This window comes from Salinicoccus carnicancri Crm, from assembly GCF_000330705.1.
GTDB lineage: Bacteria > Bacillota > Bacilli > Staphylococcales > Salinicoccaceae > Salinicoccus > Salinicoccus carnicancri.
The window spans coordinates 265,030-277,994 of record NZ_ANAM01000001.1 but is presented as its reverse complement, the minus strand read 5'-3'; the positions used below and the strand labels follow the sequence as shown (position 1 = coordinate 277,994).

The following is a 12,965-nucleotide window of genomic DNA, read 5'->3' as shown; positions in this document are numbered from 1 at the left end:
ACGCTTTTCCTCCTACCTGCGTTTTCTGAAACCGCGGTATTCTCTTTGGTTTGCCTGTGCTTCCAATTGTTTCATTGTTTCAAGTGCAACACCGATAACAATCAGTAAGCTTGTACCTCCAATTTGAATCGCCTGCGGCAGATCCATGAACTTCGTTATAAGAAGCGGCAAGATGGATATTCCGGCTAAGAACAGTGAACCTACAAACACCAGGCGATACAGCACAGAAGTGATGTAATCCTGGGTGTTTCTGCCCGGCCGTATGCCGGGTACGTAACTCCCCTGTTTCTTAAGGTTATCTGCCATCTTTTCAGGATTGACCTGGACGAATGAATAGAAGTACGTGAATGCTATGATCAGGGCAACATAGAATATCATGCCAAACCAATCTGACGGATCAGCAAATCTCGCCACTGTCTGGGCCCAGTTCTGATCGGGGAAGAATAACGTCAGCGTCTGCGGAAGCATGAAGAATGCCATCGCAAAGATTACTGGTATTACCCCGGCCGGGTTGACTTTCAGAGGCAGAAATGTCGATTGCGGTGCCAAAGTGGACGAAGTTCTCTGGCGTTTCGCATACTGGACTGGAATTTTACGCACCGCCTGCAGGATGAACACGGCAAATGCCGTAATCAGGAGCAGGAATATGAAAAGTGCAGCCATCTGCAAAACAGCCATCGTCGTGTCATCAGCGCCGACAAATCTCTGCTGGTAAAGTTGGATGATTGCATTTGGAATCACACCCAGGATACCTGCAAAGATAATTATGGAGATGCCGTTACCAACACCGTGTGTGGTAATCTGCTCTCCCAGCCACATCAGGAATGCAGTACCTGTTGTAAGTACAAGTGCAATCAACAGATATGATCCGATATTGCTTTCTTCAATAAGCATACCCTGGAACATCTGGTTGAATGCATATGACATACCGATGGATTGTATAAAAGCGAGGACTATAGTGAAATAACGGGTGAATTGAGTCAGCTTACGACGACCAACTTCTCCCTGTTTCGCCCATTCAGCAAACTTCGGCACAACATCCATCTGCAGGAGTTGTACCACGATTGATGCTGTAATGTAGGGCATGATGCCCATGGCAAGGATAGAGAAGTTCATCAATGCTCCACCACCGAAGGTGTTCATCAGATCAAGTACGCCCTGCTGACCGCCTCCCATTTCAAACACGCTCGGATCCACACCGGGAACCGGGATATACGTGCCGATTTTGAAGATGATTAGCATTGCCAGAGTAAAAAGAATCTTACTGCGGATCTCTTTGATTCTGAAGAAATTGGAGATCGTGCCAATCATTAGATCACCTCGTAGCTTCCGCCCTGTTCCTCAATTGCTTTAGCAGCTGAAGCAGAAAACTTATGAGCTTTAATTGTTAATTTTTTCTCCAGAGCACCATTGCCTAAGACTTTGATACCAGATTTTTCATTTTTAACAATGCCATTTTCTTTCAGCATAGCCGGTGTAACTTCAGCGCCTTCTTCGAAACGGTTAAGATCGCTCAAATTTACAACAGCGTATTCTTTACGGTTGATGTTCGTGAACCCGCGTTTAGGAATTCTGCGGAACAGTGGAAGCTGTCCACCTTCGAATGTCAGACCAACACCGCCACCAGAACGGGAGTTTTGTCCATCGTGTCCACGTCCGGATGTTTTACCGTTACCGGAAGACATACCGCGCCCTACACGGTTGCGATTTTTACGAGCGCCTTCTACAGGCTTCATCTCATGTAATTTCATCTTCGCACCTCCTATTTTATAATATCATTATTTTTCTTCGACTGTAACCAAGTGGCTGATTTTTGCAACCTGACCTCTGATCTGAGGTGTATCTTCATGTTCTACAGTTGAGTTTGTTTTCTTCAAACCGAGTGAAGCAACTGTTTTCCTCTGAGATTCAGGCTTGCCGATCAAGCTTTTTTTGAGGGTGATTTTAATCTTTGCCATATCTGTGTTTCCCTCCTTAGTTTCGTAGCTCTTCTACTGATTTACCACGCAATTCAGCAACTTCTTCTGCACTCTTCAGTTCAGTGAGTCCTGTGATCGTTGCGCGTACAACGTTGATTGGAGTGTTCGCACCCAGTGATTTACTCAGGATATCTGTAACACCTGCAAGCTCAAGTACCGCACGGACCGGTCCGCCTGCGATAACACCTGTACCAGGAGCGGCTGGTTTCATGAATACTCTGCCGGAGCTGAAGCGTCCGATGATTTCATGTGGAACAGTACCGTCAACAAGTGGTACTTCGATAAGATCTTTTTTAGCAGCTTCGATTGCTTTTTTGATCGCTTCAGGTACCTCTTGGGCTTTGCCTGAACCGAACCCTACGCGGCCTTTTTTGTCCCCGACAACAACAAGTGCTGAGAAACGGAACTTACGTCCACCTTTTACAACTTTAGCGATACGGTTGATCGTAACCACACGCTCTTCGAATTCTTGTACTTTCTCTTCTCTACGAGCCATAAATGAATTTCCCTCCTTCGATTAGAATTGCAGACCGTTTTCACGTGCGGCTTCTGCCAACGCTTTAATGCGTCCGTGATAGAGATAGCCTCCGCGGTCAAATACTACAGTTTCTACATTTTTATCTTTAGCACGTTTTGCTATGAGTGCGCCTACTTCAGCAGCAGCATCTACGTTAGAGCCGTTTTCACCTTTGAAATCGGGGTCAGTTGTAGAAGCACTTGCAAGTGTAGCCTGCTGGCTGTCATCAATCACTTGTGCATAGATGTGCTGGTTGGAACGGTAGACGTTCAAACGTGGTCTTTCGGCTGTGCCGGAAAGCTTGTTACGCACTCGCTGATGTCTTTTTTGACGCACTTTATTCTTGTCAATTTTAGCGATCATTGATGTTCACTCCTCACTTTAATTATTATTTACCAGTTTTTCCTTCTTTACTACGAACGAGTTCATCTTTGTAACGGATACCTTTTCCTTTGTAAGGTTCAGGTGGACGTACAGCACGGATTTTTGAAGCGAGTGCTCCAACATATTCCTTGTTGATGCCTTCGATTTTCACATTCGTGTTACCCTCCACTGAGATGGAAAGGTCCTCGGAAGGTTCAAATTCAACCGGGTGAGAAAGTCCAACACTCAGGACAAGTTTGCTGCCCTGCATTTGCGCACGGTAACCTACACCAACCAGCTCAAGCTCTTTGGTGAAGCCCTGTGACACGCCTACAACCATGTTGTTGATGAGTGCACGGGTTGTACCATGGACAGTACGGTGTTCTTTGGAATCACTTGGTCTGACGACTTCAAGTGTATTATCTTCCATGTTATAAGTCATATCTTCGTTAAATGTATTTACAAGCTCACCTTTGGGACCCTTTACTGTGACAGTAGATCCGTCAATTGCGACTGTTACATCACTTGGAATTTCAATAATACGTTTACCTACACGGCTCATTAGTTTGCACCTCCTGTTAATTCATTACCAAACGTATGCGAGTACTTCCCCGCCAATATTTCTTTTGCGTGCTTCTTTATCAGTAAGCACACCTTCTGATGTTGAGATAAGAGCAATTCCAAGACCGTTAAGGACTTTAGGAAGTTCTTCCCTCTGTGCATATACTCTGAGTCCAGGCTTGGAGATACGCTTCAGGCCAGTGATGACTCTTTCGTTTTTACTGCTGTATTTAAGGAATACACGGATAACGCCTTGCTTGTCATCTTCGATGTATTCTACATTTTTGACATAACCCTCTGCTTTCAGGATTTCAGCGATTTCCTTCTTGATGTTAGAAGCAGGGATTTCTAGTGTTTCATGTCTGACGATGTTCGCATTTCTAATGCGTGTCAGCATGTCTGCAATTGGATCTGAGATTGTCATTTAAAGTGCCTCCTTTCAATTTATGGCGCTTACCAGCTTGCTTTTTTAACGCCAGGGATCTGACCTTTGTAAGCAAGTTCACGGAAACAAATACGGCAAAGCTTGAATTTGCGAATTACTGAATGTGGTCTTCCGCATCTTTCGCAGCGTGTATATTCTCTTACTTTGAACTTTTGTTCTTTTTGCTGTTTAGCAATCATTGATTTTTTAGCCACAATTTCGCCTCCTTATAACTTACTTTTGAAATGGCATTCCGAACTGGGTAAGCAGTTCACGAGCTTCTTCGTCTGTATTCGCAGTTGTAACGATGACGATATCCATGCCTCTGACTTTGGATACTTTATCGTAGTCGATTTCAGGGAAGATCAATTGCTCTTTCACACCGAGTGTGTAGTTACCGCGTCCGTCGAATGCTTTCTTCGAAATACCTCTGAAGTCTCTTACGCGCGGGAGGGATACCGAGATCAGTTTATCCAGGAAATCGTACATTCTTTCACCGCGGAGTGTAACTTTCGCTCCGATAGGCATTCCTTCACGCAACCTGAATGTAGCGATGGATTTTTTAGCTTTTGTGATTACCGGTTTCTGACCAGTGATTGCTTCAAGCTCTTCAACTGCAGTATCCAGTACTTTTGCATTTTGAACTGCATCACCAACACCCATGTTCACAACAATCTTCTCGATTTTCGGTGTCTGCATCACAGATGTATAATTGAATTTATTAACAAGTTCGCTTTTGATTTGTTCATTGTAACGGTCTTTCAAACGTGCCATTGGATGGACCTCCTTCCATTAACTGATTAGTTCTTTTCGTATTTTACAGCCGGTATCTCTTTTCCGGACTTTACAGCTATTCTCACTTTAGTTCCGTCTTCTTTGAAATCATGACGGATACGAGTGCGTTCGCCTGTTTCAGGGTCAACGTGCATTACGTTGGATACATGGATTGCCGCCTCTGTTTCGAGGATGCCGCCTTCAGGGTTCATCTGGGAAGGTTTCATGTGTTTCTTGATCATGTTGACATTTTCAACAACCACACGGTCTTTTGCAGGGATTGCTTTGAGGACTGTGCCCTCTTTACCTTTATCTTTACCGCTGATTACAACGACTTTGTCTCCGGTTCTTACGTGCATGGGAATCGCACCTCCTTATTTAAATGTGGATTATAGTACTTCAGGTGCAAGTGAAACGATCTTCATGAAGTTGCCTTCACGGAGTTCACGCGCCACTGGACCGAAGATACGTGTACCTCTTGGACCTTTGTCATCGCGGATGATTACACATGCGTTTTCGTCAAACTTGATGTATGAACCATCTTCACGACGTACGCCCGATTTAGTTCTTACGATTACAGCTCTGACTACTTCACCTTTTTTAACAACGCCACCTGGCGTTGCATTTTTTACAGTAGCAACGATTACATCACCGATATTCGCTGTTTTACGGCCTGTACCACCCAGTACTTTGATAGTGAGCACTTCACGTGCACCTGAGTTATCTGCCACTTTTAAGCGGGATTCCTGTTGAATCATGCGAATGGACCTCCTTTACCTTCGATTGTTTAGATGATGACTGATTCTTCAACGATTTCCACGAGACGGAAACGTTTAGTCTTGGACAACGGACGTGTCTCTTCGATTCTTACGATGTCGCCCATTTTCGCTGAATTGTTTTCATCATGAGTTTTATATTTTTTAGAATATTTAACACGTTTGCCAATGATAGGGTGTCTTTTTTGAGTCTCTACCACTACCGTAATTGTTTTGTCCATCTTGTCGGATACAACACGGCCGCGGTAAGTCTTGCGTTCGTTTTTACCTTCCACTGTGTAAACCTCCCTTATAAATTACTGGTTTGCTTTCGCTTCGCTGAGCTCTCTCTCGCGGATAGTTGTTTTCATTCTTGCGATAGTTTTTCTAACCTCTTTGATACGAGCAGTGTTCTCTAGCTGGCCTGTTGCTAGCTGAAAGCGTAGGTTGAAGAGTTCTTCCTTGAGTTCTTTAACGTTTGTTTCGATTTCGGAAGTTGTCAGATCACGGATTTCTTTAGCTTTCATTCGTATCACCACCTAATTCTTCACGTCTTACGATTTTTGTTTTTACAGGCAGTTTATGAGCAGCAAGGCGAAGCGCCTCTTTAGCTACATCTTCTTCTACACCTGCAACTTCGAACATGACACGGCCAGGTTTTACTACTGCGATCCAGCCTTCCACTGCACCTTTACCTGAACCCATACGTACTTCCAACGGCTTTTTGGTATATGGAGTGTGAGGGAAGATGTTAATCCACACTTTACCGCCACGTTTCATATAACGGGTCATCGCGATACGCGCTGCTTCAATCTGTCTTGAAGTGATCCATGATGTTGTTGTAGCCTGCAGTCCGTATTCACCGAATGATACTTCAGTTCCGCCTTTAGCGCGTCCTTTTGTGTCCGGACGGTGTTGACGACGGTATTTTACTCTTTTTGGTAATAGCATTTGTCAATTTCCTCCTTTACTTGTTGTCAGTCTTAACAGGAAGAACTTCTCCACGGTAGATCCATACTTTGACACCGAGTTTTCCGTATGTCGTATCTGCTTCTTCATGTGCATAATCAATGTCAGCACGAAGTGTATGCAGTGGAACTGTTCCTTCACTGTAACCTTCAGAACGTGCGATGTCTGCGCCGCCAAGACGACCAGAAACTTGTGTTTTGATACCCTTTGCTCCAGCTTTGATCGCTCTTCCAAGCGCCTGTTTTTGAGCTCTTCGGAAAGATACGCGGTTCTCAAGCTGACGTGCGATACTTTCTGCTACCAATTTAGCATCCATATCCACTTTTTTAACTTCTATTACATTTATGTGTACTTTTTTGCCGGTAAGTTTGTTGAGAGCAGTGCGGAGTTTGTCGATCTCGCTACCACCTTTACCAATTACCATGCCTGGTTTGCCAGTATGAAGCGCAATGTTCACACGGTTAGCAGCGCGTTCAATTTCCACTTTGGAAACTGCTGCGTCTTTAAGGTTGTTTTCGATATATTCACGGATTTTAAGGTCTTCGTGCAAGAGATCTGCAAAGTCTTTGTCTGCATACCATTTTGCTTCCCAGTCACGGATGACACCTGTACGAAGTCCAATAGGATTTATCTTCTGACCCAAATTAATTCCCTCCTTGTGGTTTTATGCGTTTTCTTCCACTTTGTTTTCTTCAGTTTCTTCTGCAGCCGGTTCTTCAGACACAGCCTCAGAAACTACAACTGTAATGTGGCTTGTACGCTTGTTGATTTTTGTTGCGCGTCCTTGTGCACGTGGACGGAAACGTTTCAATGTCGGACCTTCGTCAGCGTATGCTTCAGATACTACAAGGCTGTCGATATCCATGTCATAGTTATGTTCAGCGTTCGCTACGGCTGATTTGAGTACTTTCTCAACTACCGGCGAAGTTCTTTTATTAGTCAGGTTAAGAATTGCGATTGCTTCTCCAACTTCTTTGCCGCGGATAAGGTCAAGTACCATTCTCGCTTTGCGTGGAGCAATTCTAACTGTTTTAGCAACTGCTTTCGCTTGCATCTTTCGTTCCTCCTTTTATACCGTCTTTAACTTATCTTCTTGTTTTCTTGTCGTCGTTCCCATGACCTCTGTAGGTTCTCGTTGGAGCGAATTCTCCGAGTTTGTGTCCGACCATGTCTTCTGTAACATATACCGGCACATGTTTGCGTCCGTCATATACGGCGATTGTCTGACCGATGAAGTTAGGGAAGATTGTGGAACGGCGTGACCATGTTTTGATTACACTTTTTTTGTTGCTTTCGTTATTCGCTTCAACCTTTTTCATGAGGTGTCCGTCAACGAAAGGTCCTTTTTTAAGACTGCGAGCCATTTAGGCGCCTCCTTCCAATAATGCGTGCGGATATGTCATCCGCACACTATGGTTACTTTATTTCTTGTTCTTACGCTTTCTTACAATCAGCTTGTCAGAGCGGTTTTTACCTCTGCGGGTTTTCTTACCGAGCGTCGGTTTGCCCCAAGGTGACATTGGTGATGGACGTCCGATTGGAGCGCGGCCTTCACCACCACCGTGTGGGTGATCGTTAGGGTTCATTACAGAACCGCGGACTGTAGGTCGCTGTCTCTTCCATCTGGAACGGCCGGCTTTACCGACATTGATCAGTTCGTGCTGTTCGTTGCCCACAGAACCGATTGTTGCACGGCAAGTAGCAAGGATCATGCGGACCTCACCTGAACGGAGTCTTACAAGCACATATTTACCTTCTTTACCAAGGACCTGCGCGTTCGCACCGGCAGACCTTACAAGCTGGCCGCCTCTTCCCGGTTTAAGTTCGATATTATGGATAGTAGTACCTACAGGGATGTCCTTGAGTGCCATTGCGTTGCCCGTTTTGATATCCGCATCCGGGCCGCTCATGATTTCATGGCCAACCTTCACGCCTTTAGGTGCAAGGATGTAGCTTTTCGCACCGTCTGCATATACAACAAGTGCAATGTTCGCTGAACGGTTCGGATCGTATTCTATTGTTGCAATACGGCCTGGCACGCCATCTTTGATACGTTTGAAGTCGATTACTCTGTATTGACGCTTGTGCCCGCCACCTTTATGACGAACTGTCATTCTACCCTGGTTGTTGCGTCCCGCTTTTTTCGGAAGCGGCTGTAATAATGTGCGTTCCGGCGTTGTTGATGTAATTTCTGCAAAGTCGGAACCACTCATATTACGACGAGCGTTCGTGGTCGGCTTATATTTTTTAATCGCCATCTCGTTTTACCTCCTTAATGGTATATCGGCTCTTCTATTTAGAAGATTTCAATAGAGCCTTCTTTAAGTGTTACGATTGCTTTTCTTCTTCTCTTAGTGTAGCCGCTGTAACGCCCCATGCGTTTTTTCTTCGGCTTGTAGTTCATGATATTCACTTTTTCGACTTTGACATCGAAAATTTCTTCAATTGCATATTTCACCTGTGTCTTGTTTGCCCTGACATCCACGTCAAAAGTGTACTTGTCAGAAGACATCAGATCAGCAGAACGCTCAGTGATCACCGGGCGTTGAATGATATCGCGTGCATCCATTACAGAAGCACCTCCTCTGCTTTATTGATAGCACCTTCAGTGAAGATAACACGGTCAGCAGAAAGGATGTCGAGTACGTTGAGTTGCTGAGGAGTCAGGATAGTGACACCCTGCAGGTTACGGGATGAAAGTTCGATATTTACATCTTCGCTTCCGAGTACAAGCAGTACCTTTTTGCTCGCTTCAAGATTTTCCAGGATTGTAAGGAAATCTTTTGTTTTTGGCGCATCCATGGTGAAGTCTTCAACCACCGTGAATGCTTCCTCGTTCACTTTAGCGGAAAGGGCTGAACGAAGTGCCAGACGGCGCATTTTCCTAGGCATTTTGTAGGAGTAGCTCCTTGGAGTCGGTCCGAATACTACTCCGCCGCCGCGGTAGTGAGGGGCACGGATTGTACCCTGACGTGCGTTGCCTGTACCTTTTTGTCTAAAAGGTTTTTTGCCGCCGCCACGTACTGCCGAACGGTTCTTAACGGAATGAGTTCCGCGGCGGAGTGACGCGCGTTGTAGGTTTACAGCTTCGAACAGGACATGCTGGTTGGGTTCGATGCCGAAAATCTCCTGGTTGAGATCTATAGAATTAACCTTAGTTCCTTCTTTTGATAAAACATCTAAGCTTGCCATGTGTTAAATCCTCCTTCCTTATCTATTATTTAACACCTTTTTTAAATGCTGCTGCGATTTTGAGATATCCTTTGCGAGGACCTGGCACGTTACCTTTAACGAGTAGGACGTTGCGCTCAGTGTCCACTTTGACGATTTCAAGGTTTTGAAGCGTGACCGTCTCTCCACCCATGCGCCCAGGCATGTCTTTGCCTTTGAAAACGCGGGCCGGGTCACTCATCTGTCCGATTGAGCCGGGAGCTCTGTGGAAACGGGAACCGTGGCTCATTGGCCCGCGGCTTTGGTTGTGCCGTTTGATGTTACCCTGGAAGCCTTTACCTTTTGATGTTGCTGTCACGTCCACAAAGTCGCCTGCTTCAAATGTATCTACAGTGACTTCTTGACCTACTTCGAATTCATCTGCTTCGAGATTTTTGAATTCGCGTACGAAGCGCTTAGGGGCTGCACCTGATGCTTTTGCATGGCCAGTCTCAGCCTTGTTTGCATATTTCTTTGATCTCGCGCCTTCAAAGAATTCACGCTTGTCGTCGAAACCGATCTGCACTGCATTGTAGCCATCAGTTTCTTCCGTTTTCTTCTGCAACACGACGTTGCCTGCTGCTTCTACTACTGTTACCGGTATGAGCTCGCCGTTTTCACCGAAAACCTGAGTCATACCCACTTTTTTACCTAAGATTCCTTTGGTCATCGAAAGTCGCACCTCCTGCTATATTATAGTTTAATTTCGATGTCCACACCTGATGGCAGGTTAAGCCCCATAAGAGCATCAACTGTTTTTGGTGTAGGGTTGAGAATGTCGATGAGACGTTTGTGTGTACGCTGCTCAAACTGCTCGCGTGAGTCTTTGTATTTGTGCACCGCACGGATGATTGTGTAAACAGTCTTCTCAGTCGGCAACGGGATTGGACCTGATACGTCCGCACCTGAACGTTTAGCTGTTTCTACAATTTTCTCCGCTGACTGATCAAGCACTCTGTGATCGTAAGCTTTCAAACGAATACGAATTTTTTGTTTTGCCATTATTTTACCTCCTTCTGGTCGTCATCATTGATTGATAGACTTTCTCCACGAAAATTCTCTTTACACGCAAGCCATGGCAAAGCGGCCGGGCGTGTCAGTAACCTCTCGCTTCTTCGATACTAAAAACCCTGCCACCTATGTAGAATGGCGTGTTTTTAACATGAGGACACACATGTCGCTCATTTAAGTCCAACGTTAGATATAATACATGAAAAAAGTGAAAAAATCAACAGTAAACACAAGATTTTTCCACTCTTTTACACGGACTCCTCTTAACCTGGTCCATTATACAATATTCAGTTACATATTACAATATGAATTTCGCTATTCCGTAATGAAAACGAAGTACAGGACGAATATCACGAACAGTGCGTACATCATCGGATGTACTTCTTTTCTCCTGCCCGCCATGATCATGGTGATCGGGTAGAATACGAAGCCGATGGCGATTCCTGTAGCAATGCTGTATGTCAACGGCATCATGAACATGGTAAGGAAAGCAGGCACTGCCACTTCGAACTGGTCCCATCTGACTTTGGACAGGTTGGACACCATCAGGGCGCCGACAATGATGAGTGCCGGGGCAGTCACTTCTGACGTAAACGTCACAATCAGCGGGGATACGAAGATTGCGAGCAGAAACAGCACCCCGGTGACGACACTCGCGAAACCCGTCCGGGCTCCGGCCGCGACACCTGCTGTGGACTCTACATAAGATGTTGTCGTCGATGTACCGAATATCGATCCTGCAATGGTGGCAATGGAATCGGAAAGGAGAGCCCGGTCTGCGCGCGGAAGTTTATTATCCTTAATCATGTTCGCCTGGCTGGCGACACCGACCAGGGTTCCGGCAGTGTCGAAGAAATCCACAAACAGGAATGTCAGGACGACGATCAGGAACTGCATGTTGAAAAACGCCGCCGGGTCTTTGAATGCATCAAATGCGACGCCGAAGGTCGGCTCGATGCTCGGGACTGAGCCTACAATACCTTCAGGCATGGGAACAAGGCCGAAGAACAGGCCGATTACAGCAGTGATGATCATTCCGATGAATATCGCCGCCGGCACTTTCCTCGCCATCAGTATGACTGTAATCACCAGCCCGGAAAGAGTAAGAAGTACCTTCGGGTCGTGGATGGCTCCCAGTCCGACCAGGGTCGCTTCGTCCATTGTGATGATTCCCGCACTCTGCAGGCCGACGAATGTAATGAAGAAGCCGATTCCGGCACTGACCGCCATTTTCATTTCCATCGGTATGGAATTTATGACATACTCCCGCAGGCCGGTAACAGTAAGAATCGCAAAGATTATCCCCGAAAACAGAACCCCTGTCAGCGCTGTCTGCCACGGGATCCCCATGGTGAGGACGACTGTAAATGCGAAGAATGCATTGAGCCCCATGCCCGGGGCGAGTGCGATCGGGTATCTCGCATACAGCCCCATGATCATGCAGCCGATAAACGCTGCAAGGGCAGTAGCTACGAAAACGGCGCCCATATCCATCTTCATGGAGTCAGGTATGCCTTCCACACCCTGCAGGGAAAGGACAGACGGGTTGACTGCGAGTATGTATGCCATCGACAGGAATGTCGTTAGACCGCCGATGATTTCCCGGCGGTAGCTCGTTCCATTTCCTTCAAAATCAAAATATTTTTTCATGAGTATCTCCATTCTTTCATTAGGATGACTGAGCGGCTATATAACCTTAATGATGTCAGAGTCTTCTCCCCCGAGAAACCGGACCATAAGCTTCCGTGTGAGGGGCAGAAATGCCTCTATCAGCCTGCCGAGACCAAGGATGATGATCAGCGTACCGATGAATACCGGTCCGCCGAGCAGAAAGCCGGCAACTGCGGCTCCAAGTTCCATGACATTGCGCGCCATCGAAAGCTTCATATTGAATTTTTCCACCAGCACAAGCATCAGGGTATCCCGCGGGCCCGCCCCGAGGTTGGGTGTGATGTAGAACGCGACACCGAATGCCATGACAAAGAGACCGAGTGCAAAAATCAGAGAATGTGCAAACCAGCCCTCCACGTCGGGGATCAGCCAGTTGAATATATCTATGAACACACCGATTGCAAGCATATTTATATAGACGCCGACTTTAGGCCGGCGCCGCATTCCGATGGCAGTCAGCAGAACAATTACAGCGCCTGTAATAATCGCCCAGGAACCGATTGTCAGACCGAATGTCTGCCAGAGTCCATAGTGCAGGACATCCCAGGAACCAAGTCCCAGAAGGCGGCCTTTGATTGTAAGGGCGATGCCCAGGGCAAGAATGATCAGACCAACGACATAAAAAAGCCAGCGTTTTGCAAGATTCTGTTTCAATTACACACCTTCCTCACCTATCATATCTCAAACAGTTTACGCTTTTGAGAGAAAAAATGCAATACGTGCCCGCCTTC

The 12,965-nt window shown here is 46.1% G+C and carries 24 protein-coding genes; all 24 read right to left on the bottom strand.

The window, feature by feature from the left end; genetic code table 11:
• Positions 1-12: 12 nt before the first annotated feature.
• The gene (secY, locus tag C792_RS0101450) at positions 13-1,311 is read right to left on the bottom strand and encodes a preprotein translocase subunit SecY (RefSeq protein WP_017547666.1); all 1,299 of its coding nucleotides are present in this window, start codon (positions 1,309-1,311) and stop codon (positions 13-15) included.
• Entirely contained in the window at positions 1,311-1,751 is a 441-nt protein-coding gene (rplO, locus tag C792_RS0101445) for a 50S ribosomal protein L15 (RefSeq protein ID WP_017547665.1), read from the bottom strand. Before rplO ends, secY begins: the two co-directional genes overlap by 1 nt.
• A 27-nt stretch (positions 1,752-1,778) precedes the next feature.
• Positions 1,779-1,958, bottom strand: a complete 180-nt coding sequence (gene rpmD, locus C792_RS0101440) for a 50S ribosomal protein L30 (protein WP_017547664.1) — start codon at positions 1,956-1,958, stop codon at positions 1,779-1,781.
• Positions 1,959-1,974: 16 nt separating this feature from the next.
• The gene (gene rpsE / locus C792_RS0101435; protein WP_017547663.1) at positions 1,975-2,475 is read right to left on the bottom strand and encodes a 30S ribosomal protein S5; all 501 of its coding nucleotides are present in this window, start codon (positions 2,473-2,475) and stop codon (positions 1,975-1,977) included.
• 21 nt (positions 2,476-2,496) lie between these two features.
• The gene (gene rplR / locus C792_RS0101430; protein WP_017547662.1) at positions 2,497-2,859 is read right to left on the bottom strand and encodes a 50S ribosomal protein L18; all 363 of its coding nucleotides are present in this window, start codon (positions 2,857-2,859) and stop codon (positions 2,497-2,499) included.
• Positions 2,860-2,884: 25 nt separating this feature from the next.
• Complete coding sequence (gene rplF / locus C792_RS0101425; RefSeq protein ID WP_017547661.1) at positions 2,885-3,421, bottom strand: 50S ribosomal protein L6; 537 nt, start codon at positions 3,419-3,421, stop codon at positions 2,885-2,887.
• A 24-nt stretch (positions 3,422-3,445) separates the two neighbouring features.
• Positions 3,446-3,844: a 30S ribosomal protein S8 gene (gene rpsH, locus C792_RS0101420; protein WP_017547660.1), complete on the bottom strand. Its 399-nt coding sequence runs from the start codon at positions 3,842-3,844 to the stop codon at positions 3,446-3,448.
• 29 nt (positions 3,845-3,873) lie between these two features.
• Positions 3,874-4,059, bottom strand: a complete 186-nt coding sequence (locus C792_RS0101415) for a type Z 30S ribosomal protein S14 (protein ID WP_017547659.1) — start codon at positions 4,057-4,059, stop codon at positions 3,874-3,876.
• 19 nt (positions 4,060-4,078) lie between these two features.
• Positions 4,079-4,618 carry a 50S ribosomal protein L5 gene (gene rplE, locus C792_RS0101410; protein ID WP_017547658.1) on the bottom strand — a complete coding sequence of 180 codons (540 nt, stop codon included), beginning with the start codon at positions 4,616-4,618 and terminating at the stop codon, positions 4,079-4,081.
• 26 nt (positions 4,619-4,644) lie between these two features.
• The gene (gene rplX, locus C792_RS0101405; RefSeq protein WP_017547657.1) at positions 4,645-4,977 is read right to left on the bottom strand and encodes a 50S ribosomal protein L24; all 333 of its coding nucleotides are present in this window, start codon (positions 4,975-4,977) and stop codon (positions 4,645-4,647) included.
• A 30-nt stretch (positions 4,978-5,007) separates the two neighbouring features.
• Complete coding sequence (gene rplN, locus C792_RS0101400; protein ID WP_017547656.1) at positions 5,008-5,376, bottom strand: 50S ribosomal protein L14; 369 nt, start codon at positions 5,374-5,376, stop codon at positions 5,008-5,010.
• A 29-nt stretch (positions 5,377-5,405) separates the two neighbouring features.
• Positions 5,406-5,669, bottom strand: coding sequence for a 30S ribosomal protein S17 (rpsQ, locus tag C792_RS0101395; RefSeq protein ID WP_017547655.1), 264 nt, complete (start codon positions 5,667-5,669; stop codon positions 5,406-5,408).
• A 21-nt stretch (positions 5,670-5,690) separates the two neighbouring features.
• Entirely contained in the window at positions 5,691-5,900 is a 210-nt protein-coding gene (rpmC, locus tag C792_RS0101390; RefSeq protein WP_017547654.1) for a 50S ribosomal protein L29, read from the bottom strand.
• On the bottom strand, positions 5,890-6,324 hold the full coding sequence (gene rplP, locus C792_RS0101385; protein ID WP_017547653.1) for a 50S ribosomal protein L16: 435 nt from the start codon (positions 6,322-6,324) through the stop codon (positions 5,890-5,892). The genes rpmC and rplP overlap by 11 nt, the downstream gene beginning before the upstream one ends.
• Positions 6,325-6,340: 16 nt before the next feature.
• A complete protein-coding gene (gene rpsC, locus C792_RS0101380; protein ID WP_017547652.1) occupies positions 6,341-6,985 on the bottom strand; it encodes a 30S ribosomal protein S3 in 645 nt (214 codons plus the stop codon).
• A gap of 21 nt (positions 6,986-7,006) precedes the next feature.
• On the bottom strand, positions 7,007-7,396 hold the full coding sequence (rplV, locus tag C792_RS0101375) for a 50S ribosomal protein L22 (RefSeq protein WP_017547651.1): 390 nt from the start codon (positions 7,394-7,396) through the stop codon (positions 7,007-7,009).
• A 31-nt stretch (positions 7,397-7,427) separates the two neighbouring features.
• Positions 7,428-7,706 (bottom strand): 30S ribosomal protein S19, encoded by a 279-nt coding sequence (gene rpsS / locus C792_RS0101370; RefSeq protein WP_017547650.1) that lies wholly within the window; start codon positions 7,704-7,706, stop codon positions 7,428-7,430.
• A gap of 57 nt (positions 7,707-7,763) precedes the next feature.
• Positions 7,764-8,600 (bottom strand): 50S ribosomal protein L2, encoded by an 837-nt coding sequence (gene rplB / locus C792_RS0101365; RefSeq protein ID WP_017547649.1) that lies wholly within the window; start codon positions 8,598-8,600, stop codon positions 7,764-7,766.
• A gap of 38 nt (positions 8,601-8,638) precedes the next feature.
• On the bottom strand, positions 8,639-8,911 hold the full coding sequence (gene rplW, locus C792_RS0101360) for a 50S ribosomal protein L23 (RefSeq protein ID WP_017547648.1): 273 nt from the start codon (positions 8,909-8,911) through the stop codon (positions 8,639-8,641).
• Positions 8,911-9,534 carry a 50S ribosomal protein L4 gene (rplD, locus tag C792_RS0101355; RefSeq protein WP_017547647.1) on the bottom strand — a complete coding sequence of 208 codons (624 nt, stop codon included), beginning with the start codon at positions 9,532-9,534 and terminating at the stop codon, positions 8,911-8,913. Before rplD ends, rplW begins: the two co-directional genes overlap by 1 nt.
• A 25-nt stretch (positions 9,535-9,559) precedes the next feature.
• Positions 9,560-10,222, bottom strand: coding sequence for a 50S ribosomal protein L3 (rplC, locus tag C792_RS0101350; protein ID WP_017547646.1), 663 nt, complete (start codon positions 10,220-10,222; stop codon positions 9,560-9,562).
• Positions 10,223-10,245: 23 nt separating this feature from the next.
• The gene (rpsJ, locus tag C792_RS0101345; protein ID WP_017547645.1) at positions 10,246-10,554 is read right to left on the bottom strand and encodes a 30S ribosomal protein S10; all 309 of its coding nucleotides are present in this window, start codon (positions 10,552-10,554) and stop codon (positions 10,246-10,248) included.
• 324 nt (positions 10,555-10,878) lie between these two features.
• Positions 10,879-12,213, bottom strand: a complete 1,335-nt coding sequence (locus C792_RS0101340) for an NCS2 family permease (RefSeq protein WP_017547644.1) — start codon at positions 12,211-12,213, stop codon at positions 10,879-10,881.
• Between the two features lie 36 nt (positions 12,214-12,249).
• Entirely contained in the window at positions 12,250-12,888 is a 639-nt protein-coding gene (locus C792_RS0101335; protein ID WP_017547643.1) for a YczE/YyaS/YitT family protein, read from the bottom strand.
• Positions 12,889-12,965: the final 77 nt, after the last annotated feature.

Excerpts from the sequence above, each read along its gene's own strand:
- rplW (WP_017547648.1), bottom strand. The coding sequence starts at position 8,911 with ATGGATGCACGCGATATCATTCAACGCCCGGTGATCACTGAGCGTTCT.
- rplV (WP_017547651.1), bottom strand. The coding sequence starts at position 7,396 with ATGCAAGCGAAAGCAGTTGCTAAAACAGTTAGAATTGCTCCACGCAAA.
- rplF (WP_017547661.1), bottom strand. The coding sequence starts at position 3,421 with ATGAGCCGTGTAGGTAAACGTATTATTGAAATTCCAAGTGATGTAACA.
- rplX (WP_017547657.1), bottom strand. The coding sequence starts at position 4,977 with ATGCACGTAAGAACCGGAGACAAAGTCGTTGTAATCAGCGGTAAAGAT.
- rpsS (WP_017547650.1), bottom strand. The coding sequence starts at position 7,706 with ATGGCTCGCAGTCTTAAAAAAGGACCTTTCGTTGACGGACACCTCATG.
- rpmC (WP_017547654.1), bottom strand. The coding sequence starts at position 5,900 with ATGAAAGCTAAAGAAATCCGTGATCTGACAACTTCCGAAATCGAAACA.
- rpsE (WP_017547663.1), bottom strand. The coding sequence starts at position 2,475 with ATGGCTCGTAGAGAAGAGAAAGTACAAGAATTCGAAGAGCGTGTGGTT.
- rplN (WP_017547656.1), bottom strand. The coding sequence starts at position 5,376 with ATGATTCAACAGGAATCCCGCTTAAAAGTGGCAGATAACTCAGGTGCA.
- rplE (WP_017547658.1), bottom strand. The coding sequence starts at position 4,618 with ATGGCACGTTTGAAAGACCGTTACAATGAACAAATCAAAAGCGAACTT.
- rpmD (WP_017547664.1), bottom strand. The coding sequence starts at position 1,958 with ATGGCAAAGATTAAAATCACCCTCAAAAAAAGCTTGATCGGCAAGCCT.
- rplR (WP_017547662.1), bottom strand. The coding sequence starts at position 2,859 with ATGATCGCTAAAATTGACAAGAATAAAGTGCGTCAAAAAAGACATCAG.
- secY (WP_017547666.1), bottom strand. The coding sequence starts at position 1,311 with ATGATTGGCACGATCTCCAATTTCTTCAGAATCAAAGAGATCCGCAGT.
- C792_RS0101340 (WP_017547644.1), bottom strand. The coding sequence starts at position 12,213 with ATGAAAAAATATTTTGATTTTGAAGGAAATGGAACGAGCTACCGCCGG.
- rpsH (WP_017547660.1), bottom strand. The coding sequence starts at position 3,844 with ATGACAATCTCAGATCCAATTGCAGACATGCTGACACGCATTAGAAAT.
- rpsJ (WP_017547645.1), bottom strand. The coding sequence starts at position 10,554 with ATGGCAAAACAAAAAATTCGTATTCGTTTGAAAGCTTACGATCACAGA.
- rplD (WP_017547647.1), bottom strand. The coding sequence starts at position 9,534 with ATGGCAAGCTTAGATGTTTTATCAAAAGAAGGAACTAAGGTTAATTCT.
- rplC (WP_017547646.1), bottom strand. The coding sequence starts at position 10,222 with ATGACCAAAGGAATCTTAGGTAAAAAAGTGGGTATGACTCAGGTTTTC.
- rplO (WP_017547665.1), bottom strand. The coding sequence starts at position 1,751 with ATGAAATTACATGAGATGAAGCCTGTAGAAGGCGCTCGTAAAAATCGC.
- rplP (WP_017547653.1), bottom strand. The coding sequence starts at position 6,324 with ATGCTATTACCAAAAAGAGTAAAATACCGTCGTCAACACCGTCCGGAC.
- rplB (WP_017547649.1), bottom strand. The coding sequence starts at position 8,600 with ATGGCGATTAAAAAATATAAGCCGACCACGAACGCTCGTCGTAATATG.